General features: G+C 71.7%; 17 protein-coding genes. 15 read left to right on the top strand and 2 right to left on the bottom strand.

The window, feature by feature from the left end:
• Nucleotides 1–126: 126 nt before the first annotated feature.
• From QSK26_RS16640 to QSK26_RS16610, 7 genes are all read left to right on the top strand, one after another.
• Entirely contained in the window at nt 127–1,488 is a 1,362-nt protein-coding gene (locus QSK26_RS16640; RefSeq protein ID WP_285776046.1) for an MFS transporter, read from the top strand.
• Between the two features lie 143 nt (nt 1,489–1,631).
• Entirely contained in the window at nt 1,632–3,734 is a 2,103-nt protein-coding gene (locus QSK26_RS16635) for a molybdopterin oxidoreductase family protein (protein ID WP_285776045.1), read from the top strand.
• Nucleotides 3,731–5,140, top strand: a complete 1,410-nt coding sequence (locus QSK26_RS16630; protein ID WP_285776044.1) for an FAD-dependent oxidoreductase — start codon at nt 3,731–3,733, stop codon at nt 5,138–5,140. The genes QSK26_RS16635 and QSK26_RS16630 overlap by 4 nt, the downstream gene beginning before the upstream one ends.
• The gene (gene nirB / locus QSK26_RS16625; protein ID WP_285776043.1) at nt 5,137–7,623 is read left to right on the top strand and encodes a nitrite reductase large subunit NirB; all 2,487 of its coding nucleotides are present in this window, start codon (nt 5,137–5,139) and stop codon (nt 7,621–7,623) included. Before QSK26_RS16630 ends, nirB begins: the two co-directional genes overlap by 4 nt.
• Complete coding sequence (gene nirD / locus QSK26_RS16620; protein WP_285776042.1) at nt 7,620–7,988, top strand: nitrite reductase small subunit NirD; 369 nt, start codon at nt 7,620–7,622, stop codon at nt 7,986–7,988. Before nirB ends, nirD begins: the two co-directional genes overlap by 4 nt.
• A gap of 34 nt (nt 7,989–8,022) precedes the next feature.
• Nucleotides 8,023–9,189: a uroporphyrinogen-III synthase gene (locus tag QSK26_RS16615; protein ID WP_285776041.1), complete on the top strand. Its 1,167-nt coding sequence runs from the start codon at nt 8,023–8,025 to the stop codon at nt 9,187–9,189.
• On the top strand, nt 9,186–9,983 hold the full coding sequence (locus QSK26_RS16610; protein WP_285776040.1) for a sirohydrochlorin chelatase: 798 nt from the start codon (nt 9,186–9,188) through the stop codon (nt 9,981–9,983). Before QSK26_RS16615 ends, QSK26_RS16610 begins: the two co-directional genes overlap by 4 nt.
• Here QSK26_RS16610 and QSK26_RS16605 read toward each other — a convergent pair.
• Together QSK26_RS16605 and QSK26_RS16600 are read right to left on the bottom strand one after the other, a co-directional pair.
• On the bottom strand, nt 9,915–10,439 hold the full coding sequence (locus QSK26_RS16605) for a hypothetical protein (protein WP_285776039.1): 525 nt from the start codon (nt 10,437–10,439) through the stop codon (nt 9,915–9,917). The two genes, QSK26_RS16610 and QSK26_RS16605, sit on opposite strands and share 69 nt — an antisense overlap.
• Before the next feature lie 367 nt (nt 10,440–10,806).
• On the bottom strand, nt 10,807–11,661 hold the full coding sequence (locus QSK26_RS16600; protein ID WP_285776038.1) for a PAC2 family protein: 855 nt from the start codon (nt 11,659–11,661) through the stop codon (nt 10,807–10,809).
• Between the two features lie 224 nt (nt 11,662–11,885).
• Between QSK26_RS16600 and metH the strand changes: the two genes are divergently transcribed.
• The 8 genes from metH to QSK26_RS16560 all read left to right on the top strand — a co-directional run bounded on the left by metH (nt 11,886) and on the right by QSK26_RS16560 (nt 23,039).
• Nucleotides 11,886–15,347, top strand: coding sequence for a methionine synthase (metH, locus tag QSK26_RS16595; protein WP_285776037.1), 3,462 nt, complete (start codon nt 11,886–11,888; stop codon nt 15,345–15,347).
• Nucleotides 15,340–16,026, top strand: coding sequence for an HAD family hydrolase (locus tag QSK26_RS16590; protein ID WP_285776036.1), 687 nt, complete (start codon nt 15,340–15,342; stop codon nt 16,024–16,026). The genes metH and QSK26_RS16590 overlap by 8 nt, the downstream gene beginning before the upstream one ends.
• A 152-nt stretch (nt 16,027–16,178) precedes the next feature.
• A complete protein-coding gene (locus QSK26_RS16585; protein ID WP_285776035.1) occupies nt 16,179–16,718 on the top strand; it encodes a cellulose synthase in 540 nt (179 codons plus the stop codon).
• A 279-nt stretch (nt 16,719–16,997) separates the two neighbouring features.
• Nucleotides 16,998–17,993: an ABC transporter permease gene (locus QSK26_RS16580; protein ID WP_285776034.1), complete on the top strand. Its 996-nt coding sequence runs from the start codon at nt 16,998–17,000 to the stop codon at nt 17,991–17,993.
• A gap of 72 nt (nt 17,994–18,065) precedes the next feature.
• Nucleotides 18,066–19,814: an ABC transporter substrate-binding protein gene (locus QSK26_RS16575; protein WP_285776033.1), complete on the top strand. Its 1,749-nt coding sequence runs from the start codon at nt 18,066–18,068 to the stop codon at nt 19,812–19,814.
• A gap of 83 nt (nt 19,815–19,897) precedes the next feature.
• Nucleotides 19,898–20,911 (top strand): ABC transporter permease, encoded by a 1,014-nt coding sequence (locus QSK26_RS16570; RefSeq protein ID WP_285776032.1) that lies wholly within the window; start codon nt 19,898–19,900, stop codon nt 20,909–20,911.
• Nucleotides 20,908–21,957, top strand: a complete 1,050-nt coding sequence (locus QSK26_RS16565; RefSeq protein WP_285776031.1) for an ABC transporter ATP-binding protein — start codon at nt 20,908–20,910, stop codon at nt 21,955–21,957. The genes QSK26_RS16570 and QSK26_RS16565 overlap by 4 nt, the downstream gene beginning before the upstream one ends.
• Before the next feature lie 86 nt (nt 21,958–22,043).
• Nucleotides 22,044–23,039 carry an ABC transporter ATP-binding protein gene (locus QSK26_RS16560; protein ID WP_285776174.1) on the top strand — a complete coding sequence of 332 codons (996 nt, stop codon included), beginning with the start codon at nt 22,044–22,046 and terminating at the stop codon, nt 23,037–23,039.
• The last annotated feature ends 9 nt before the right edge of the window (nt 23,040–23,048 follow it).

Genomic DNA, 23,048 nt, shown 5'->3' with positions numbered 1-23,048 from the left:
GCATTGCTTGTTACGCCGGTGAGTCACATGTAACCGGCGCACGGTCACCGAGCGTCAGTGTGCGTAATTTGCGTTGCCTACCTTCGGGAGCCTGCCCATCGGCTGAGGGACCCCGCAGGAGGAGCGATGACGGTGAGTGAGGCCGCGCCGGAGGTTGTGCGCAGAGGGCGGTGGATCGGCGACTGGCATCCCGACGACCCGGCGTTCTGGGAGCGGCGTGGTAAGAGGGTGGCCCGGCGCAACCTGGTCTGGTCGATCTTCGCCGAGCATCTGGGTTTCACGTTGTGGACGGTCTGGTCCATCGTCGCGGTGCAGCTCGGTGACTACCGGTTCTCCACCGACCAGCTCTTCTGGATCGTCTCGCTGCCCAACCTGGTCGGCTCCACGTTGCGCATCCCCTACACCTTCGCCCCGGCGAGGTTCGGCGGGCGCAACTGGACCGTGGTCAGCGCGCTGCTGCTGCTCGTGCCCGCGGTGCTGCTGGCCGTGGCGGTGAGCGACCCGGCCACGCCGTACTGGGTCTTCCTGGTGATCGCGGCGACGGCCGGGGTCGGCGGCGGCAACTTCGCCTCCAGCATGGCCAACATCACCTACTTCTACCCGCAGGCCCGGCAGGGGGCGGCGCTGGGGCTGAACGCGGCCGGCGGCAACATCGGGGTCTCCTCGGTCCAGCTCGTCATGCCGCTGGTGATCACCGGGTTCGGGCTGGCCGCCGCCGGGCTGTTCTGGGTGCCGTTCATCCTGGCCGCGGCCATCGGCGCCTACTTCTTCATGGACAACCTGACCACGGCCAAGGCGAGCCCCCGGGACCAGCTCAAGATCGCCGGGCGGGCGCAGACCTGGATCATGTCGGTGCTCTACATCGGCACCTTCGGCTCCTTCATCGGCTACTCGACGGCCTTCCCGCTGCTGATCAACAGCCAGTTCCCGGAGTACGCCGGGCTGGTGGGCCTGGCGTTCCTCGGGCCGCTCGTCGGATCCCTGGTGCGTCCCGCCGGGGGATGGCTGGCGGACCGGATGGGCGGGGCGCGGGTCACGCTGTGGAACTTCGCGGCGATGGCGGGCGCGCTCGGCCTGGTCTGGGCGGGGCTGGCCCGGCACGAGTTCCCGCTGTTCTTCGCCGCCTACATGCTGCTGGTCGCCACGACGGGGGTCGGCAACGGCTCCACGTACCGCATGATCCCGGCGATCTTCCGGGCCAAGGCGACCGCCGGGCTCGCGGCCGGCACCGAGGCGCACACGGCGGCGGTGGGCGTCGCGCGGCGCGACGCCTCGGCGGCCATCGGGCTCATCTCCGCGATCGGCGCCTACGGCGGCTTCCTCATCAACCGCGGCTTCGGCAGCTCGATCGCCGCGACCGGCGGCGCGGAGGCCGCCCTGGGCGGCTTCGCCGCCTTCTATGTCCTGTGCTTCGCGCTCACCTGGGCCTGCTATCTGCGGACCGTCGGCGCGGGTGCGGTGCCGAGCCTCGCGGCGGCCCGCATCTGACCTTCGCATCCCCACAGGTGAGCGGGCCCGCCCAGGCCCGCTCACAGCGGCGTTCGCACATTGTGAACCCGGTTGGCGCCTTGTAGCACAGCGGTAACAGAAGGGACCCAGCGGTGAAACCCCTCGAAAGCACCATCGGATCCATGCCGGTTGCCTCACTTCCCGCACCGCCGCCTGTGAAGGCGCCGGGCACGGCCACGCACTGCCCGTACTGCGCGTTGCAGTGCGGCATGAGCGTCGCCGCGACGGAGGAGGCCGGCGTCCGGGACGTCGTGATCGCGCCGAGGGCGGAGATCCCGGCGGGCGCGGGCGGCCTGTGCCAGAAGGGCTGGACCGCCGGTGAGCTGCTGACCAACGGCTCCCGGCTGACCACCCCGCTCATCGAAGGAAGGCCGGCGACCTGGGCCGAGGCCCTGGACCACGTCGCCGCCCGGCTGCGCCGCATCTCGGCCGAGCACGGCCCGGACGCGGTGGCGGTGTTCGGCGGCGGCGGGCTCACCAACGAGAAGGCTTACCTGCTCGGCAAGTTCGCCCGGATGGCGCTGCGGACCAGCCAGATCGACTACAACGGCCGGTTCTGCATGTCCTCGGCGGCGGCGGCCTCGATCCGCGCGTTCGGCATGGACCGCGGGATGCCCTTCCCGGTCACCGACCTGGCCGGCGCGGACACGGTCCTCGTCGCGGGCGGCAACGTCGCCGAGACCATGCCGCCCTTCGTCCGCCACCTCGCCAGGATGCGGGAGCGCGGCGGCCGGCTGATCGTCACCGACCCCCGGCTCACCCCGACCGCCAAGGCGGCCGACCTGCACCTCCAGCTCGCCCCCGGCACCGACCTGGCCCTCGCGCTCGGCCTGCTGCACATCGCCGTCGCCGAGGGCTACGTCGACGAGGACTACGTCGCGGCCCGCACGACCGGCTTCGACGCGGTCGCGATCTCCGTCTCCGCCTGGTGGCCGGAGCGGGTCGAGCGGGTCACCGGGGTGCCGGTCGCGCTGCTGCGCGAGGCGGCCCGGCTGCTCGGCACCGCGAAGCGGGCGATGGTGCTCACCGGGCGGGGCGCCGAGCAGCACGCCAAGGGCACCGACACGGTCAGCGCGTTCATCAACCTGGCGCTCGCCCTCGGCCTGCCCGGCACCGAGGGCTCCGGCTACGCCTGCGTGACCGGGCAGGGCAACGGCCAGGGCGGGCGCGAACACGGTCAGAAGGCCGACCAGCTCCCCGGCTACCGCAAGATCGACGACCCGGCCGCCCGCGCCCACGTGGCGTCCGTCTGGGGCATGGACCCCGGCGACCTGCCGGGGCCGGGCAGGTCCGCCTATGAGCTCCTCGACGCGCTCGGCACGCCCGGCGGGCCGCGGGCGCTGCTGCTCTTCGGCTCCAACCCGGTCGTCTCCGCACCCGGCGCGGGCCGGATCGCCGAGCGGCTGGCCGGCCTCGACCTGCTCGTCGTCGCGGACGTCGTGCTCTCCGAAACTGCCGCCAAGGCCCATGTGGTGCTCCCGGTGACCCAGTGGGCCGAGGAGAGCGGGACGACCACCAATCTGGAAGGGCGCGTCCTGCTGCGGCGCCGCGCGGTCGCTCCGCCCTCGGGGGTACGGAGCGACCTCGCCGTCCTCTCCGGGCTGGCCGAGCGGCTCGGCCACCCGGAGGGGTTCCCGGCCGAGCCGCGCGCGGTCTTCGACGAGCTGCGCAGGGCCAGCGCCGGCGGCCCCGCCGACTACGCGGGCATCACCTACGAGCGGATCGCCGCGGAGACCGGCGTCTTCTGGCCGTGTCCCGCCGAGGACCATCCGGGGACGCCCCGGCCGTTCCTGGACCGGTTCGCCCACCCCGACGGGCGGGCCAGGTTCATCCCGGTGAACCACCGCCCCGCGGACGAGGAGGCCGACGAGGAGTACCCGATCCATCTCACCACCGGCCGCGTGCTCGCCCACTACCAGAGCGGCGCCCAGACCCGGCGGATCGCCTCGCTGGTGCGGGCCGTCCCCGAGGCGTACGTCGAGCTGCACCCCGACCTCGCCGAGCGGCTCGGCCTGGCCGACGGCGACCGGGTCCGGGTGACGAGCCGCCGCGGCGGCGCCGAGGTCCCGGCCAGGATCACCGGCGCGATCCGGTCCGACACCGTCTTCATGCCGTTCCACTGGGCGGGCCGGGCCAGCGCCAACCTGCTCACCAACCCGGCACTCGACCCGGTGTCGAGGATGCCGGAATTCAAGGTCTGCGCGGTCAGGGTGGAGAAGGCATGAGACTCGTGGTGGTGGGCAACGGGATGGCGGGCGCCCGTCTCGTCGAGGAGGTCAGGGCCAGGGACGCGGGCGCCGAGATCACCGTCCTGGGCGCGGAGACGGCGCAGCCGTACAACCGGGTGCTGCTGTCCAACGTGCTGGCCGGCACCTCCAGGCCGGGCCAGGTGCGCCTGCTCGACCCCTCCTGGTACGCCGAGCACGGCGTCACGGCGGTCTTCGGCGCCGAGGTGACCGGGATCGACCGCGACGCCAGGACCGTGGCGACGGCGGACGGGCGCAGGGTGCCCTACGACGTGCTGGCGCTGGCCACCGGGAGCGAGGCCGTGGTGCCGCCGATACCCGGGGCGCGGGACGCGTTCGCCTTCCGCACCCTCGACGACTGCCGGCGGATCATCGAGGCCGCGTCCGCCGCGCGCGGGGCCGTGGTGGTCGGCGGCGGGCTGCTCGGCGTCGAGGCGGCCCGCGGCCTGGCCGGGCGCGGCCTCCAGGTGACGCTGCTGCACCTGGCAGGACACCTGATGGAACGCCAGCTCGACGCCGAGGCCGGCCAGCTGCTGGGGGAGACCCTCGCCGGGCTGGGCGTGCGGATCAGGACCGGCGTCCAGGTCGCCGAGGTGCTCCCCGGCCCCGGCGGGGTACGGCTGGCCGACGGCGAGGTCGTCCCCGGCGACCTGGTCGTGCTCGCCTGCGGCGTGCGGCCGCTCACCGGGCTCGCCAGGGACGCCGGGCTGAAGGTGGAGCGCGGCGTCGTGGTCGACGACGAGCTGCGCACCAGCGACCCCGCCGTCTTCGCGGTCGGCGAGTGCGCCGAGCACGACGGCAACGTCTACGGCCTGGTCGCACCGGCCTGGGAGCAGGCCGCGGTGGCCGCCGAGGTGATAACCGGCAGGGCGGCCCGCTACCGGGGATCCCGCCTGGTGACCAGGCTGAAGGCCCGCAGCGTCGAGCTCGCGGCGATGGGCGAGACCCAGGTGGACGAGTCGGCGGACCGGACCGCCGAGGTGGTCCGGTTCAGCCACCGGGCCAGGGGCACCTACCGCAAGCTGGTGATCCGCGACGGCCGGCTGGTCGGCGCGATCCTGCTCGGCGAGAGCCCGGTGGTGGGCACCCTGACCCAGCTCTTCGACCGCGGCGGGCAGGTGCCGGGCGACCGGGCCGGGCTGCTCTTCCCCGGGCTCGCCCCGGCGCAGCAGACCGACAGCCCGGTCCGCATGCCCGACTCCGCGCGGGTGTGCCAGTGCAACAACGTGACCAAGGGACAGATCCGGGCCTGCTGGGAGGCCGGCGCCCGGGACATCGCCTCGGTGGCCGCGGCCACCCGGGCCACCACCGGCTGCGGAAGCTGCCGGGACGCCGTCGAGGGAATCGTGGGCTGGCTGTGCGAGCAGGAAGGGGTGTCGGCGTGAACGCGGCGAACGGGAGCACGGGAAGCGGGAAGCGGGTCGTCGTGGCCGGGTACGGCCCCGCGGCGCACCGGCTGGCCGAGACGTTGCGCGGGCGCGGGTTCGCCGGGCCGATCACGATGCTGGGCGAGGAGCCGCGGTCCGCCTACGACCGGGTGGCGCTCACCTCCTACCTGGACGGCAAGACCGCCGAGGACCTCACCTATCCGGTGCCCGCCGGGATCACCCCGCGCCTCGGCGCCCGGGTCACCGGCATCGACAGGCAGGCCCGCCTGGTGACCACCGAGGACGGTCACGCCGAGCCCTACGACGTGCTGGTGCTGGCCACCGGGTCGAGCGCGTTCGTGCCGCCGGTGCCGGGCCGGGACCTGCCCGGCTGCTTCGTCTACCGCACGATCGACGACCTGGACGCGATCCGCGAGGCGGCCCGGGGCGCCTCCTCGGGGATCGTGGTGGGCGGCGGCCTGCTCGGCCTGGAGGCCGCCGAGGCGCTGCGCGGGCTCGGGCTGGCCACACACGTGGTCGAGATGGGCCCGTGGCTGATGCCCCGCCAGGTGGACGAGGGCGGCGGCGTCGTGCTCAGGCGGCACATCGAGGCCCTCGGGCTGAGCGTGCACACCGGCGCCGGGGTCGCCGAGATCCAGCCCGGCCCGGACGGCCGGGTGGCCCGGCTGGTGAAGCCGGACGGCGAGGCCGTCGAGGCGCAGATCGTGGTGTTCTCCGCGGGCGTCCGGCCGCGTGACGAACTGGCCAGGCGGGCCGGCCTCGCGGTGGGCGAGCGCGGCGGCGTCGTCGTCGACGAGGGGATGCGCACCGGCGACCCGTCCATCTACGCGATCGGCGAGTGCGCCCTGGCCGCCGGCACCGTGTACGGCCTGGCCGGGCCGTGCTTCACCCAGGCCGAGGTGGCCGCCGACCGGATCATGGGCGGCACCGCGTCCTTCACCGGCGCCGACGTCTCCACCAAGCTCAAACTGCTCGGCGTGGACGTGGCGAGCTTCGGCTCCCTGGACGGCGGGCTCGACGTGACCTTCATGGACCCGGTGGGCGGGGTCTACAAGAAGCTGTTCGTCAGCGACGACGCGCGGACCCTGCTCGGCGGCATCTGCGTCGGCGACGCCGAGCCGTACGCGGCGCTGCGCCCGCTGGTCGGCCGGGAGCTGCCCGCGAGCCCGACCGAGCTGCTGTTCGCCGGGACCGCGGCGATCAGCGCGGACCTGCCCGACGACGCGCAGGTCTGCTCCTGCAACAACGTCACCACCGGCCGGGTCCGCCAGGCCATCGCCGAGGAGGGGCTCACCGACGTGCAGGGCGTGAAACGCTGCACCCGGGCGGGCACCACCTGCGGCAGCTGCGTCCCGATGCTCCGGCAGATCCTGGTCTCCTCCGGGGTGGACGTCGGCAAGGCGATGTGCGAGCACTTCCCGCACTCCCGGGCCGAGCTCTACGACATCGTGCGGGTGCGCGGCATCACGACCTTCTCCCAGCTGGTCGCCGAGCACGGCACCGGCAGGGGCTGCGGGGTGTGCAAGCCCGCCGTCGCCTCCATCCTGGCCTCGCTGGGCGGCGGCCACATCCTGGACGGCGAGCAGGCCGCCCTCCAGGACACCAACGACCACTTCCTGGCCAACATCCAGCGCAACGGCACCTACTCGGTGGTGCCGCGCATCCCCGGCGGCGAGATCACCCCCGAGAAGCTGATCGTCATCGGCGAGGTCGCCAGGGACTTCGGCCTCTACACCAAGATCACCGGCGGCCAGCGCATCGACCTGCTCGGCGCGAGGGTCGAGCAGCTCCCCGCCATCTGGAAACGCCTCGTCGACGCCGGCTTCGAGTCCGGCCACGCGTACGGCAAGGCGCTGCGCACCGTGAAGTCCTGCGTGGGCTCGACCTGGTGCCGGTACGGCGTGCAGGACTCGGTGGGCCTGGCCATCGCGCTGGAACTGCGCTACCGGGGACTCCGCTCGCCGCACAAGCTCAAGTCGGCGGTGTCCGGCTGCGCCCGCGAGTGCGCCGAGGCCAGGAGCAAGGACTTCGGCGTGATCGCCACCGAGCAGGGCTGGAACCTCTACGTCGGCGGCAACGGGGGATTCAAGCCGCGCCACGCCGACCTGCTCGCCGCCGACGTGCCCACCGGCGAACTGATCAGAATCATCGACAGGTTCCTGATGTTCTACATCCGCACCGCCGACCGGCTGCAACGCACCGCCGCCTGGGTGGAGAGCCTCGACGGCGGCCTGGACTACCTGCGCGAGGTGATCGTCGAAGACTCCCTCGGCATCTGCGCCGAACTGGAGGACCAGATGGAGCGGCACGCCGCGTACTACGCGGACGAGTGGCGGGCCACCATCGAGGACCCCGACAAGCTGCGCCGCTTCGTCAGCTTCGTCAACGCGCCCGGCGTACCCGACCCGTCGATCTCCTTCGAGACCGAACGCGACCAGATCAAGCCCGTTCTCATCCCCCTGGAGGTGACCCGGTCATGAGTGTTGACCTGCGGGACCCGGCCCGCCCGCCCGGCGCGGGGCAGACCTGGGTACAGGTGTGCTCCTACACCGACCTCCTGCCGGAACGGGGGGCGTGCGTCCTGGTGGGCAGCCTCCAGATCGCGCTGTTCCGCACCTTCGAAGGCCGGTTGCACGCCATCGGCAACCGTGATCCGTTCAGCGGCGCCTACGTGCTCGCCAGAGGCATCGTCGGCACCAGGGGAGAGGAGCCGACCGTGGCCTCTCCCATGCACCAGCAGGCGTTCTCCCTCGTGACGGGGGAATGTCTGGACGACCCCGCGGTAGCCGTACCGGTCTATCCCGTCCGTGTGGCGGACGGCGTGGTGGAGGTCGGCGTAGCGTGACGGCCCGGACCCGTAGAGGAGTGGTGAGCAAGCGATGAGCGTTGTGGCCGAGGAAGTCGCGCGGTCCCCCGAGACCGAGCCGGACGCGCTGGCCGGCTTCACCATCGGGGTCACCGCCACCCGGCGGCGCGAGGAGTTCTGCGCGCTGCTGGAACGCCGGGGCGCCAGGGTGGTGAGCGCCCCGGCGATCAGGCTGGTGCCGCTCGCCGAGGACGCCGGCCTGCTCGCGGCGACCAGGGACACCCTCGCCGCGCCGGTCGACGAGGTCGTCATCACCACCGGCGTCGGCTTCCGCGGCTGGATGGCGGCGGCCGAGGGCTGGGGCCTGTCGGTCCAGCTCGCCGAGCATCTGACCCGGGCGCGGCTGCTCACCAGGGGCCCCAAGGCGCGCGGCGCGGTCCGCGCGGCCGGCCTCAACGACCACTGGACCCCGCCCACCGAGTCGTGCGAGGAGGTCAAGCAGTACCTGCTCACCCAGGACCTGCGCGGCCGGCGGATCGTGGTCCAGCTGCACGGCGAGCCGCTGAGCGGGTTCGTCGCCGACCTGCGCGGGGCGGGCGCCGAGGTGATCGAGGTGCCGGTCTACCGCTGGCTGCCCTACCGCGACGTCTCGCCGCTGCGCCGGCTGATCACCCAGGCGGTCTCCGGCGGCGTCGACGCGGTGGCCTTCACCAGCGCCCCCGCCGTGCTCGCGATGCTCAACGAGGCCCGCGCCGAGGGCTGTGAGGAGGCGCTGCTCGCCGCGTTCGGCGGCTCGGTGGTGGCCGCGTGCGTCGGCTCGGTCACCGCGGGCCCGCTGCTGTCCCGCGGCGTGCCGGTGATCCAGCCCGAACGCTCCCGGCTCGGCTCGCTGGCCCGGCTGCTCGCCAGGTACCTGCCGGTGGAGAGCGTGACCCGCCTGGTGGCCGGCGGCCACGACCTGGAGATCCGCGGGCACGCCGTGGTGGTGGACGGCGAGCTCAAGCCGCTGCCGCCGGCCCCGATGGCGGTGCTCAAGCGGCTCGCCGACAAACCCGGCCACGTGATCGCCCGCTCCGAGCTGCGCACCGTGCTGCCCGGCGGCCCCTCCCGCGACTCGGCCGAGCACGCGGTGGAGATGGCCATCACCAGGCTGCGCCGCGCCCTCGGCCCGGCCGGGATCGTGGAGACGGTCGTCAAACGCGGCTACCGGCTGGCCTGCGAGCGCGAAGGCATGATGTGACGCCGCGTCCCACGCTCGTCATGGCGGCACACGGCACGCGGCGCCGGCAGGGGGAGGAGGTGCTCTGCGGACTGCGCGACCTGGTGCGCAGAGCCCGCCCCGGTCACCGGGTCGAACTCGCCTACCTGGAGATCAGCTCTCCCGGGCTGGCCGGCACGCTGGCCGCCCTCGACGGGCCGGTGGTCGTCGTGCCGATGCTGCTCGCCGGCGGCTACCACGTGCACGTCGACCTGCCCGCCGTACTCGCCGCCACCCGCCCGGACGCCGCCGTCGCCCGCCCCCTCGGCCCGCACCACCTGCTCACCGGCCTGCTCGCCCGGCGCCTCGGCCGGGCCGGGCTGCGCGCCACCGACGCGGTGATCCTGGGCGCGGCCGGCTCCTCGGACGCCGGCGCCCTCGCCGACGTCCGCGCCGCGGCCCGCCTGCTGTCCGTACGGCTGTCGCGTCCGGTCACGGCGGCCTTCGCCGCGGCCGGCACGCCCAAGCTCGGCGAGACGCTGGACCGGCTGCGCTCCGGACCCGCCCCCCGGGTGGCCGTGGCGTCCTACCTGCTCGCGCCCGGCCACTTCCAGGACCGGCTGCTGGAGTGCGGCGCGGACCTCGTCGCCGAGCCGCTGGGCGCCGACCCCGGCCTCGCCGAGCTGGTCTGGACCCGCTTCGACGAGGCCACATCGCACGCCGTGTCGCACACTGTGGCGGGCGCTGTGGCGGGCGTCGCCGCGGGCTCAGGCGCGCTGCGCGGCGGGCTCCAGGCGCAGCTCCCTGACGATCTCCTCGGCCCACTCGTCGCGTGAGGGACCGAATCCGCCGCCGGTGAACAGCTCGAAGTAGGCGTGCTGGAAGCAGGCGGCCAGCATCAGCCGGGCGCTGGCCGTGGGGTCGACACCGGCGGCGACCCGGCCGGCCCGCTGCTCGGCGGCGAGATACTCGGCCAGCGGCACGATCTCCGGCATCGGGCCGAACCGCCCGCCGCGGACGGCCTCCCGGAAGCGCACGGTGACCGTAGGGGAGCTGAAGGCGGGCAGCGCCGCCGACAGGGTCTCCACGTAGTAGTCGATCCCCGCCCGCGCGATGGGCAGGAGGTTGTCGCTCACCCGGCCCTTGCCCACGAGATGGTCGAGGTTGTGCAGGATGTGCAGCCAGACCGGCAGTCGATCCTGGAGCAGCGCGAAGTACCTGTCCACGGCGCCCGAACCGCCCACCGGCGGCAGGCGGCGGACCGTCGCGTCGTCCCCGTCTTCACGCTTCATGAACACGGCCATTTCGAGAACGCTGCGGCGCGTCTCCTGGGCTCTCTGATAAGGGTCGAGGGAGGGAGTCGCCATGGTCGCCCTAACGTGCGCGGTCACATCGGATGGGTGCAACGTGGCAGTGGCGATTCGTCGTCGCCGGCCGAGCGGTGGCCCCTTCTGGCTCATCGCGGAGTGGGGGAAGCCCCGGTCCCCGAGGGGAAAACGAAAGGACCGGATGAGCGATGATTATCCCCGGTAATCGCGGAAAAATGTAGGGCGAAACAAGATCAACAGCGAAACGGTTCCCCCTTTTCGTCGGAGTGACATCTCACCCGTCACTACCGTGCTCACCAGGGACGCCCCGCGTGACCGCCCAGCCGTCTCCTCAGCCGTCGCTGTCGTGGTCGCGGCGGCGCAGATAACGCTCGAACTCCGCCGCGATCGCGTCGCCGCTCGCCTCGGGGAGCTCCGCCGCGTCCTTGCGCTCCTCCAGCTCCCGCACGTAGTCGGCGACCTCGCTGTCCTGCGAGGCCAGCTCGTCCACGCCGTGCTCCCACGCCCGCGCCTCCTCGGGCAGGTCGCCGAGCGGCATCGGGATGTCCAGCAGGTCCTCCGTGCGGCGCAGCAGCGCGAGGGTCGCCTTCGGGTTGGGCGGCTGGGCGACATAGTGCGGCACCGAGGCCCACAGGGACACCGCCTGCATGCCGGCCGCGCCGAACGCCTGCTGGAGCACGCCCACGATGCCCGTGGGGCCCTCGTAGCGGGTCAGCTCCAGGTGGATCGACCTGGCCAGGCCGGGATCGGTGGCCGCGCCCACGATCGGCACGGGGCGGCTGTGCGGCGAGTCGTTGAGCAGTGCCCCCAGCAGGACGGCGAACTCCACGCCCAGCTCCCGGCACACCGCGACGATCTCGTCGCAGAAGGAGCGCCAGCGCATGTTGGGCTCGATGCCGCGCAGCAGCACCACGTCGCGCTCGACGCCGGGCGGACGGGCCACGGAGAGCCGCGTCGTGGGCCAGGTGATCGGGCGGGACACGCCCTCGCCCAGCTCGACGATCGGCCGCGTCACCTGGAAGTCGTAGTAGTCCTCCGGGTCGAGCGCGATCAGCGGGGTCGCCTTCCAGGCGCTCTCCAGATGGCTGAGCGCGCCGCTCGATGCCTCGCCCGCGTCGTTCCACCCCTCGAACGCGGCGATCAGCACCGGATCGACGAGCTCGGGGAGCCCTTCGAGCTCGATCACGCGCGCCGCCTCCTCTCCGCTGTTTGGGCTAAGCCTATGTGGTCGTGAGCCCTTTGGCGTCAAGCGGGCCTGAGCGGGACCGGGCGGGGGCGGACCCGCCGGGCACGGGCCCGCCACGCCGGCCGGGCGGATCAGGCCCGGCGGCGCCGTGCGGCCGGAAGGGCGGGATGGCGTGATGGGCGAGGTCCGGAGGGGCCTGTGGGGGTCCCGGTAGGATTGCGCCCATGACGAGCGGACCGTCCTTCCGAGCGGCCCTGGCCGAGCGCGTGCTCGTCGCCGACGGGGCGATGGGGACGATGCTCCAGGCCCACGAGGTCACGCTCGACGACTTCCAGGGCCACGAGGGCTGCAACGAGGTGCTCAACGTCTCGCGTCCCGACCTCGTCCGGGCCGTGCACGACGCCTACTTCGAGGTGGGCGTCGACTGCGTGGAGACCAACACCTTCGGGGCCAACCTGGCCGCCCTCGGCGAGTACGGCATCGGCGGGCGCGTGCGGGAGCTGTCCGAGGCGGGCGCCCGGCTCGCCCGCGAGCGCGCCGACCACTGGTCCGCCCCCGGCCGGCCGCGTTACGTCCTCGGCTCCATCGGCCCCGGCACCAAGCTGCCCACCCTCGGCCACCTGCCCTTCGCCACGCTGCGCGACGCTTACCAGGACAACGCGGCAGGGCTGGTCGCGGGCGGCGCCGACGCGCTGATCGTCGAGACCTGCCAGGACCTGCTCCAGGTCAAGGCCGCGGTCATCGGCGCCAGGCGGGCCGTGGACGCCGCGGGCCGCGACGTGCCGATCATCGCCCAGGTGACGATCGAGACCAACGGCGCCATGCTCCTCGGCTCGGAGATCGGCGCGGCGCTGACCGCGATCGAGCCGCTCGGCGTCGACGTGATCGGGCTCAACTGCGCCACCGGCCCCGCCGAGATGGGCGAGCATCTGCGCCACCTCGCCCGGCACTCCCGCCTCCCGCTGTCCTGCATGCCCAACGCCGGCCTGCCCCGGCTGGCCGCGGGCGGCGCGTTCTACCCGCTGACCCCGGCCCAGCTCGCCGACGCGCACGAGACCTTCGGCAGGGAGTACGGGCTCGCCCTGGTCGGCGGCTGCTGCGGCACCACCCCCGAGCACCTGCGCCAGGTCGTCCAGCGGGTCCGCGGCGCGTCCCCGGCCGCCCGCCGCCCGCGCCCGGAGGCGGGCGCCTCCTCCCTCTACCAGCACACGTCCTTCCGGCAGGACACCTCCTACCTCGCCATCGGCGAGCGCACCAACGCCAACGGCTCCAGGGCCTTCCGCGAGGCGATGCTGGCCGGCGACTGGGAAGAATGCGTCGAGACGGCCAGGGAGCAGGCCCGCGACGGCGCCCACATGCTCGACCTGTGCGTCGACTACGTCGGCCGCGACGGCGTCGCCGACATGAAGGAGCTCGCCTTCCGCTTCGCCACCGCCTCCACCCTGCCGATCGTGCTCGACTCCACCGAGCCGCCCGTGCTGGAGGCGGGCCTGGAGATGCTCGGCGGCCGGGCGGTGGTCAACTCGGTGAACTACGAGGACGGTGACGGCCCCGGCTCCCGCTTTCGGCGCGTGATGCGGCTCGTGCGAGAGCACGGCGCCGCCGTCATCGGCCTGACCATCGACGAGGAGGGCCAGGCCCGCACCGCCGAGTGGAAGGTCCGGGTCGCCACCCGGTTGATCGGGGACCTCACCCGAGACTGGGGCATGCGGGCCTGCGACATCATCATCGACTGCCTCACCTTCCCCATCGCCACCGGCCAGGAGGAGACCAGGCGGGACGGCCTGGCCACCATCGAGGCCATCAGGGAGCTCAAGCGGCGCCACCCCGAGGTGCAGACCACGCTCGGCCTGTCCAACATCTCCTTCGGCCTCAACCCCGCGGCCAGGATCGTGCTCAACAGCGTCTTCCTCCACGAGTGCGTCGACGCGGGCCTGGACTCGGCGATCGTGCACGCCTCCAAGATCCTGCCCATGGCGCGCATCCCCGCCGAGCAGCGCCAGGTCGCCCTCGACGTGGTCCACGACCGGCGGCGCGAGGGCTACGACCCGCTCCAGCGGTTCATGGAGCTCTTCGAGGGGGTGGACGCCGCCGCGCTACGCGCGAGCAAGTCCGCCGCGCTGGCGTCGCTGCCGCTGTGGGAGCGGCTCAGACGGCGCATCGTCGACGGCGAGCGCAAGGGCCTGGAGGCCGACCTCGACCTCGCCCTGGAGCGCCGGCCCGCCCTGGAGATCGTCAACGACGTGCTGCTCGGCGGCATGAAGACGGTGGGCGAGCTGTTCGGCTCCGGCGAGATGCAGCTTCCGTTCGTGCTCCAGTCGGCCGAGGTGATGAAGGCCGCCGTCGCCTACCTGGAGCCGCACATGGAGCGGGTCGAAGGCGGCGGCAAGGGCCGGATCGTGCTCGCCACCGTCAAGGGCGACGTGCACGACATCGGCAAGAACCTCGTGGACATCATCCTGTCCAACAACGGCTACGACGTCGTCAACCTCGGCATCAAGCAGCCGGTGTCGGCCATCCTGGAGGCCGCCGAGGACGAGGGCGCCGACGTCATCGGCATGTCCGGCCTGCTGGTCAAGTCGACGGTGGTCATGAAGGAGAACCTCGAGGAGATGAACTCCCGGGGCGTCTCGGGCCGTTACCCGGTGCTGCTCGGCGGCGCCGCGCTCACCCGGGCCTACGTCGAGCAGGATCTCGCCGGGATGTTCGAGGGCGACGTGCGTTACGCCCGCGACGCCTTCGAGGGGCTGCGGCTGATGGACGCGTTCATGGCCGTCAGGCGCGGCGAGGCGGGCGCCGGGCTCCCGCCGCTGCGCGAGCGCAGGGTCAGGACGGGCGCCGTCCTGCGCAGAACCCCCGCCGGGGAGCTGCCCGCCCGCTCCGATGTCGCCGCGGACAACCCGGTCCCGGTGGCGCCGTTCCTCGGCGACCGCGTGGTCAAAGGCATCCCGCTCGGCGACTACGCCGCCTACCTGGACGAACGGGCGACGTTCATGGGCCAGTGGGGGCTGAAGGCCGCGCGCGGCGGCGGCCCCTCCTACGAGGAGCTGGTGGAGACCGAGGGCCGGCCGCGGCTGCGCATGTGGTTGGACCGGCTGGTCACCGAGGGGCTGCTGGAGGCGGGCGTCGTCTACGGCTACTTCCCGTGTGTCAGCTCGGGCGACGACCTGGTCGTGCTGGACGGGTCGGGGCGCGAGCGGACCAGGTTCGGCTTTCCCCGCCAGCGCCGCGACCGGCACCTGTGCCTGTCGGACTTCTTCCGCGCCGAGGACTCGGGGGAGACCGACGTGGTCGCCTTCCAGGTGGTCACGATGGGCCGCAGGGTCGCCGAGGCCGCCGCCGAGCTGTTCGCCAAGGACGCCTACCGCGACTACCTGGAGCTGCACGGGCTGTCGGTCCAGCTCACCGAGGCGCTGGCCGAGTACTGGCACGCCAGGGTGCGCTCCGAGCTGGGCATCGGCGGCGACGAGTCGCTCGACGACATGCTCAAGGTCAACATCCGTGGGTGCCGATACTCCTTCGGCTACCCTGCCTGTCCCCGTCTGGACGACCAGGCGCAGGTCATGGAGCTCCTCGACCCGTCGCGCATCGGCGTGACGCTGTCGGAGGAGTTCCAGCTCCACCCGGAGCAGTCGACCTCCGCCCTGGTGGTCCACCATCCTGAGGCAAAATATTTCAATGTCTGATCTTTCCGGCGCCGGTCCCCGTGACGCCGTCCCCCTTCCCTCCGCCGTCTTCTTCGACATGGACGGGCTGCTCGTCGACACCGAGAAGGTGTGGTTCGAGGTCGAAGCCGAGATCATGGCCCGCCTCGGGGGCGAGTGGGGACCCGCCGACCAGGAGAACCTGGTCGGCGGTTCCATCGCCTCCACCGTCGCCTACATGCTCAGGACGGCGCCGCGCCCGGCCGACCCGGCCGAGGTGGCCGGGTGGCTGCTCGACGGTGTGATCCACAAGCTTGAGGACGGCGCCGAGCTGATGCCCGGCGCCGCCGAACTCCTCGCCGAGGTACGCGGGGCCGGCGTCGCGACGGCGCTGGTGACCTCCTCGGCGAGGAGCGTGGCCGACGTGTGCCTGAAGAGCATCGGCAGGCACCATTTCGACCACATCGTCACCGGCGACGACGTCGCCCGGCCCAAGCCCGACCCCGAGCCCTACCTCACCGCCGCCCGGCTGGCCGGGGTCGATCCGGCCGGCTGCGCGGTGCTGGAGGACTCGCCCAACGGCGTGACCGCGGCGACCGCGGCAGGCTGCCGGGTGGTCGCCGTGCCGAGCGTGCTGCCCATCCCGGCGGCGCCGGGCCGCATGGTCGTCGCCTCGCTGCGCCAGGTGGACATGACGGCGCTGCGGGGGCTGTTCGCCTGACCCCTTCCCGCCCGACCCCTTCCCGCCCGACCCCTTTCCGCCCGACCCCTTTCCGCCCGACCCCTAAGGGCCGGATTCCATCCTGGGGAGGAGGGGCGGGCGCGGCCCGGCGTGTCAGGATGGAAGCCGGGCCGAGATGAGGGGCGGGCGCTATGGGTGTCGGCGAGATGGCGTGGTTCTGGCTTCCGCTGTGCGCGGGGCTGACCGGAGTGGGGCTCGTGCTGAGCTTCCTGGCGCTGCGGCGCAGGGGCGCGGCCGCCGGGCTGCGCCTGGCCGCCTGGTCGCTGCTGCCGCTGGCGGCCTATCTGACCGACGCGCTGCCCACCCTGGTGAACATCGTCGGGGAGATCACCGGCTTCGTCGCCGGGCTGGTGTTCTCGCCCGCGGTCTGGGCCGGCGTGGCGATGGCCGGCCTTTCCGTCGTGCTCTGGGTGGTCTCCGGCGTGCTGCGCTCCCGGGCGCAGGGCAGGGCCGAGGCCGGCGGCAAGGCGGCGCCCGGCGCGGTACGGCAGGCGCCGCGCGCCCAGGGCCTGCCCGGCGCCGCCGCGAAGACGTCACCCCTGACCGCTCCCCAGGCGACCCGGGGGGCGACTCCCCAGGCGGCGGCCAAGCCCCGGCAGGCTCCGGCGAAGACCTCCGACGACGACTTCTCCGACATCGAGGCCATCCTCAAACGGCGCGGCATCAGCTGATTCGGCCCTTACGGCCCCGCTCCGTGCCGATCAGTATGGCTGACGCGCGGATCCTGTCACCAAATCGGAACAGAATCAGAACGTGTTCTAGACATATCTCCAAGATCGATACGAATGAATTTCGCATGAATCACAGTTGAGCCACAGCGCCGGTCGAACCCTGGTCATCGCAGCTCAGGCCATACATCCTGCCTCGGGGGGCCGTACAAGCGGTTTCCCGGTTCGAAGGGTGTGACCGCACCCTGGAGAAACCTGTCTGCGATCCAGGGGGCGCACAGCATGACCGCACCGCTCGACGTTTCCGGCACCTCCTCGGAGGCCCCGCCGGAGACCGTTCTTGAGGGGGCGAGTGGTAAAGCCATCGCGGGCCGCTCACTCGGGCAGATCGCATGGATGCGCCTGAAACGCGACAAAGTCGCCATGGCGGGCGCCACAGTCGTTGTCCTGCTGATCGTGATGGCCCTTCTGGCGCCGCTCATCGTTTCCTGGCTGGGGCATCCGCCGGACGAGTTCCACGAGGACCTGGTGGACCCCAACACGGGAGTCCCGGTCGGCGCGTGGGGCGGAATGAGCTCCGACTTCCTGTTCGGCCTGGAGCCGAGCAACGGCCGCGACCTGTTCAGCCGGGTCGTCTACGGCGCGCGGATCTCCCTGCTCATCGCCTTCCTGGCGACCATCCTCTCCGTGCTGATCGGCACGATCCTCGGCGTCGTCGCGGGCTACTTCCGCGGCTGGGTGGACACCCTCATCAGCCGTGCCATGGACGTCTTCCTGGCCTTCCCGCTGCTGGTCTTCGCCATCGCGCTGGTCGGCGCCATCCCCGAGTCGGCGTTCGGGCTGACCGGCGACTCGCTCCGCATCGCGCTGCTGATCTTCATCATCGGCTTCTTCAACTGGCCCTACATCGGCCGGATCATCCGCGGCCAGACCCTGTCGCTGCGGGAGCGGGAGTTCGTCGACGCGGCCCGCAGCCTGGGCGCGCGCGGCCCGTACATCATCTTCCGCGAACTGCTGCCGAACCTGATCGCGCCGGTGCTGATCTACTCGACGCTGCTGATCCCGTCGAACATCCTCTTCGAGGCGGCGCTGTCCTTCCTCGGGGTCGGCGTACGGCCGCCCACCCCCACCTGGGGTGGAATGCTCGCGGACGCGGTGCGGTACTACACGATCCCGCACTTCACGATCTTCCCCGGTATGGCGATCTTCATCACCGTACTGGCGTTCAACCTGTTCGGCGATGGACTCCGGGACGCCTTCGACCCGCGTAGTCGCTGACCCTCTGTCCACGATGAACCCCCGGCTCATATCCCAACAAAGGGGTGCGAACTAATGAGTAGAAGATCGGCAATGGCCTTAACGGCCATCGGCACCGTCATCGCCTTGGGCCTCACGGCCTGTGGCGGCGGCGGGGGCACTCCCGCGGGAACCGGTGGTGGTACCGCGGCGGCTGGGGCGAAGGACGCGTTCAACGCCTCGCTGACCTCGGTCTGGAACCCCTCCACGAAGAAGGGGGGGACCGTCAAGATGGCCAACCCCGGCACGTGGGACAGCCTTGACCCGGGAGACACCTACTACGGTTACTCCTTCAACTTCATCCGGCTGTACGGCCGGGCGCTGCTGATGTTCAAGTCGGCCCCGGGCAAGGACGGCAACACGCTGGTCCCCGACCTGGCGGAGAGCCTCGGCCAGGCCAGCGACGACAACAAGACCTGGACGTACAAGCTGCGGACGGGCGTCAAGTACGAGGACGGCACCCCGGTGACGTCCAAGGACGTCGCCTACGCGGTCTCGCGCGCCTTCGACAAGGAAGTCCTGCCGCACGGCCCGAGCTACCTCAACGAGCTGCTCAACTGGCCCAAGGACTACAAGGGCGCCTTCAAGGAGCCCGACCGCGACATCAGCTCGGCGATCGAGACGCCCGACGACCAGACCATCGTCTTCCACCTGAAGCAGCCTTTCGGCTCCTTCGACTACATCGTGCAGATGCCGATGACGATGCCGGTCCCGAAGGACAAGGACACTGGTACGAAGTACCAGGAGCACGTCATGTCCACCGGTCCGTACATGTTCGACACGAACGAGATCGGTAAGTCCTTCAGCCTCAAGCGCAACCCGAACTGGGACCCGGCCACGGACCCGAACCGGCCCGCCCTGCCGGACCGGTACGAGGTCGCGCTGAACGTCAACGCCGACGACATCGACAACCGGCTCATCTCGGGTGACCTCCAGGTCGAGGTCTCCGGCGTCGGCATGGGCCAGGCCGCGCTCACCCGCGTGCTGAACGACCCGGCGCTCAAGGAGCGGACCGACAACCCGCAGCTCCAGCGGCTGTGGTACGTCTCCATCCCGCCGGAGGTCAAGCCGTTCGACAACATCGAGTGCCGCAAGGCCGTGCAGTTCGCGGTCGACCGCACCTCGGTGCAGCGTGCCTGGGGCGGGCCCCTGGCCGGCGGTGACATCGCCACCGGCATGATCCCGCCGAGCATGGACGGCTACAAGCAGATCGCGCTGTACGACACCCCCGAGGGCAAGGGTGACGTCACCAAGGCCAAGGCGGCGCTGCAGGCCTGCGGCCAGCCGAACGGCTTCGAGACCAACATCTCCTACCGCGCCGAGCGGCCCAAGGAGAAGGCGTACGCCGAGGCGCTGCAGCAGTCCCTCGCGAAGGTCGGCATCAAGCTGACCCTCAAGCCCTTCCCGCAGGGCGACTACTTCTCCCTCTACGCCGGCAAGCCCGCCTACGTGCAGGAGAACAACATCGGCCTGGCCGTCAACGGCTGGGGTTCGGACTATCCCGAGACCTACGGCTTCATGCAGGCCATCGTGGACAGCCGGACGATCCGTGACGCCGGTAACTACAACCTGAGCGTCAAGATCCCCGAGGTCGACCAGCTGATCGACCAGATCAAGGGCGAGGCGGACGCGGCCAAGCGGACCGAGCTGTGGTCCCAGGTCGACCAGCGGGTCATGGAAGAGGCCGTGACCATGCCCGGTGTGTACGCTCGGTCGCTGCTGATGCGGGGCAAGGGCCTGACGAACGTGTTCGTCAGCGACTCCCAGCAGATGTACGACTACGTCGGCCTCGGCGTCCAGTAAAGCCGAGATTCAACAGATAGGCAGGTGAAGGCGGCGGTGGCCGTCACGGGCGAACCCCGTGGCGGCCACCTGGGCCGGGCACTGTGACCACATACATCATCAGGCGCCTGATCGGCGCGGTGATCATGCTGCTCATCGTGAGCATGGTCACGTTCGCGATCTTCTTCCTGGTGCCGAGACTCGCCGGGGCCACCCCGGAGAGCCTGGCCAGCCGTTACGCCGGCCGTACGGCGACGGCGGAGACCCAGAAGCTGATAGCCGATCGTCTGGGCTTCAACGACCCGCTCGTCGTCCAGTACGGCCGCTTCGTCAAGGGCCTGGTGGCGGGGTCGGAGTTCGACACGGGCGCGAGCATCGAACAGTGCCCGGCGCCCTGTTTCGGATATTCCTACATCACCCAGCAGCCGGTCTGGCCCGACCTGGTGGACCGGTCGAGGGTGACGCTCTCCCTGGCGGTGGGCGCGGCGGCGATCTGGGTGTTCGCCGGAGTCGCCGCCGGCGTCGTGTCGGCGCTGAGACGCGGCAGCTTCTTCGACCGGGCGGCCATGGGCATCGCCCTGGCCGGCGTCTCGCTGCCGGTCTTCTTCACCGGCATGATCTCGCTGGTCTTCTTCAGTTACAGCCTGGGCCTGACGGCGCCCGGAGGCACCTACGTCGACTTCACCGTCAATCCGGCGCAGTGGGCCTACAGCCTGATCCTGCCGTGGATCACGCTGGCGTTCCTGTTCGCCGCGGGCTACGCGCGGCTCACCCGCGCGGGCATGCTGGAGACGATGAACGAGGACTACGTCCGCACCGCGCGCGCGAAGGGCCTGCCCGAACGCACCGTCGTGGTCAAACACGGCCTGCGCGGCGCCCTGACGCCGATCGTCACCATCTTCGGCCTCGACTTCGGCCTGCTCCTGGGCGGGGCCGTGCTGACCGAGAGCACGTTCTCGCTGAACGGCCTCGGCAAGTACGCCATCGACGCGATCACCAACAACGACCTGCCCAAGGTGATGGGAGTCACCCTGCTGGCCGCGGTCTTCGTCGTCGTGGCCAACCTGATCGTGGACCTGCTGTACGCGGTCGTGGACCCGAGGGTGAGGCTTTCGTGAGCGTCGGCAACGGAGGCTCGGCGGGACACCTCGCCGTACGGGACCTGTCCATCCACTTCCCGACCGACGACGGCCTGGTCCGGGCGGTCGACGGGCTCTCCTTCACCCTGGAGCGGGGCAAGACCCTGGGCATCGTGGGCGAGTCGGGCTCGGGCAAGAGCGTGACCAGCCTCGGCATCCTCGGCCTGCACAAGGGCGGCCACGCCAGGATCTCCGGGGAGATCTGGCTGGACGGGGAGGAGCTCGTCTCGGCGTCCGCCGACGCCGTGCGCAAGCTGCGCGGCAAGAAGATGGCGATGATCTTCCAGGACCCGCTGTCGGCGATGCACCCGTACTACACCGTGGGCCACCAGATCGTGGAGGCCTACCGGATCCACAACCAGGTGAGCAAGGCGGCGGCCCGCCGGCACGCGATCGACATGCTCGGCCGGGTGGGCATCCCCGAGCCGGCCCAGCGGGTGGACAACTACCCGCACGAGTTCTCCGGCGGCATGCGGCAGCGCGCGATGATCGCCATGGCGCTCTCCTGCGACCCGGAGCTGCTGATCGCCGACGAGCCCACCACGGCGCTGGACGTGACCGTCCAGGCGCAGATCCTGGACCTCATGCGCGACCTGCAGCGCGAGTTCGACTCCGCGCTGATCATCATCACGCACGACCTCGGCGTGGTCGCCGAGCTGTCCGACGACATCCTCGTGATGTACGGCGGCAAGTGCATCGAGTACGGCACGGCCGACGACGTCTTCTACCGTCCCGAGCACCCCTACACCTGGGGCCTGCTGGGATCCATGCCCCGGCTGGACCGAGCGCCGACCGAGCGGCTGCTGCCGATCAAGGGCAGCCCGCCGTCGCTGATCAACGTCCCGCCCGGCTGCGCCTTCCACCCCCGCTGCCCCTACGAGGAGCGCACCGAGGGCAGGGCGAGCACCGAGGTGCCGGGGCTGCTGGAGACCGAGGGCGGGCATCTCGTCCGCTGTCACCTGCCGCGCGAGGAGCGGCGGGCCATCTGGGAGAACGACGTCAAACCGATGCTGGAGACCACGTGACCACGCCCAAGGACACCGCGCCGGTCAGCGACGCGCCCGGGTCCGCAGCCGCGCCGGGGGAGGGCGCGGCGCGGCAGGGTGAGCCGCTGCTGTCGGTACGGGACCTGCAGAAACACTTCCCGGTGACCAAAGGGCTGCTCCAGCGCCAGGTCGGAGCGGTCAAGGCGGTCGACGGCGTCACCTTCGACGTCTACCCCGGTGAGACGCTCGGCCTGGTCGGCGAGTCCGGCTGCGGCAAGACGACGACCGGCCGCCTGATCACCCGGCTGCTCGAACCCACGGGCGGCTCGGTGGCCTTCGAGGGCCGGGACATCACGCACATGTCGCAGGGCCATCTGCGTCCCCTGCGCAGGGACATGCAGATGATCTTCCAGGACCCCTACTCGTCGCTGAACCCCCGGCACACGGTGGGCACGATCGTGGGGGCGCCGTTCCGGATCCAGGGCATCGAGACCGAGCACGGCGTGAAGAAGGCCGTCCAGGAGATCCTCGCGCTGGTCGGCCTCAACCCGGAGCACTACAACCGCTACCCGCACGAGTTCTCCGGCGGCCAGCGGCAGCGCATCGGCATCGCGCGCACCCTCGCGCTCAAGCCGAAGCTGATCATCGCCGACGAGCCGGTGTCCGCGCTCGACGTCTCGATCCAGGCGCAGGTCGTCAACCTGCTGGAAGACCTGCAGAACGAGCTGAACCTCACCTACGTCGTCATCGCGCACGACCTGTCCGTGGTGCGGCACATCTCCGACCGGGTCGCCGTGATGTACCTCGGCAAGGTGGTGGAGATCGCCGACCGCAAGAGCCTGTACGGCGCGCCGATGCACCCGTACACCAACGCGCTGCTGTCGGCCGTGCCCATCCCCGACCCGAAGGGCCGCGCGGGACGGGATCGGATCCGGCTCACCGGCGACGTGCCCAGCCCGCTGAACCCGCCGCCCGCCTGCCGTTTCCACACCCGGTGCTGGAAGGCGCAGGAGGTGTGCAAGCAGCAGGAGCCGCCGCTGGTCGAGCTGGCCACCGGGCACAAGGTGGCCTGCCACTTCCCGGAGAACGCCCCGGCGCAGAAGGCGGACGCCGCCGTCTGACGCCCGCCC

It is taken from the genome of Microtetraspora sp. NBRC 13810 (genome assembly GCF_030268685.1).
In the GTDB taxonomy this organism is placed as follows: domain Bacteria; phylum Actinomycetota; class Actinomycetes; order Streptosporangiales; family Streptosporangiaceae; genus BSRQ01.
This window is presented reverse-complemented; position numbering and strand designations above follow the sequence as displayed.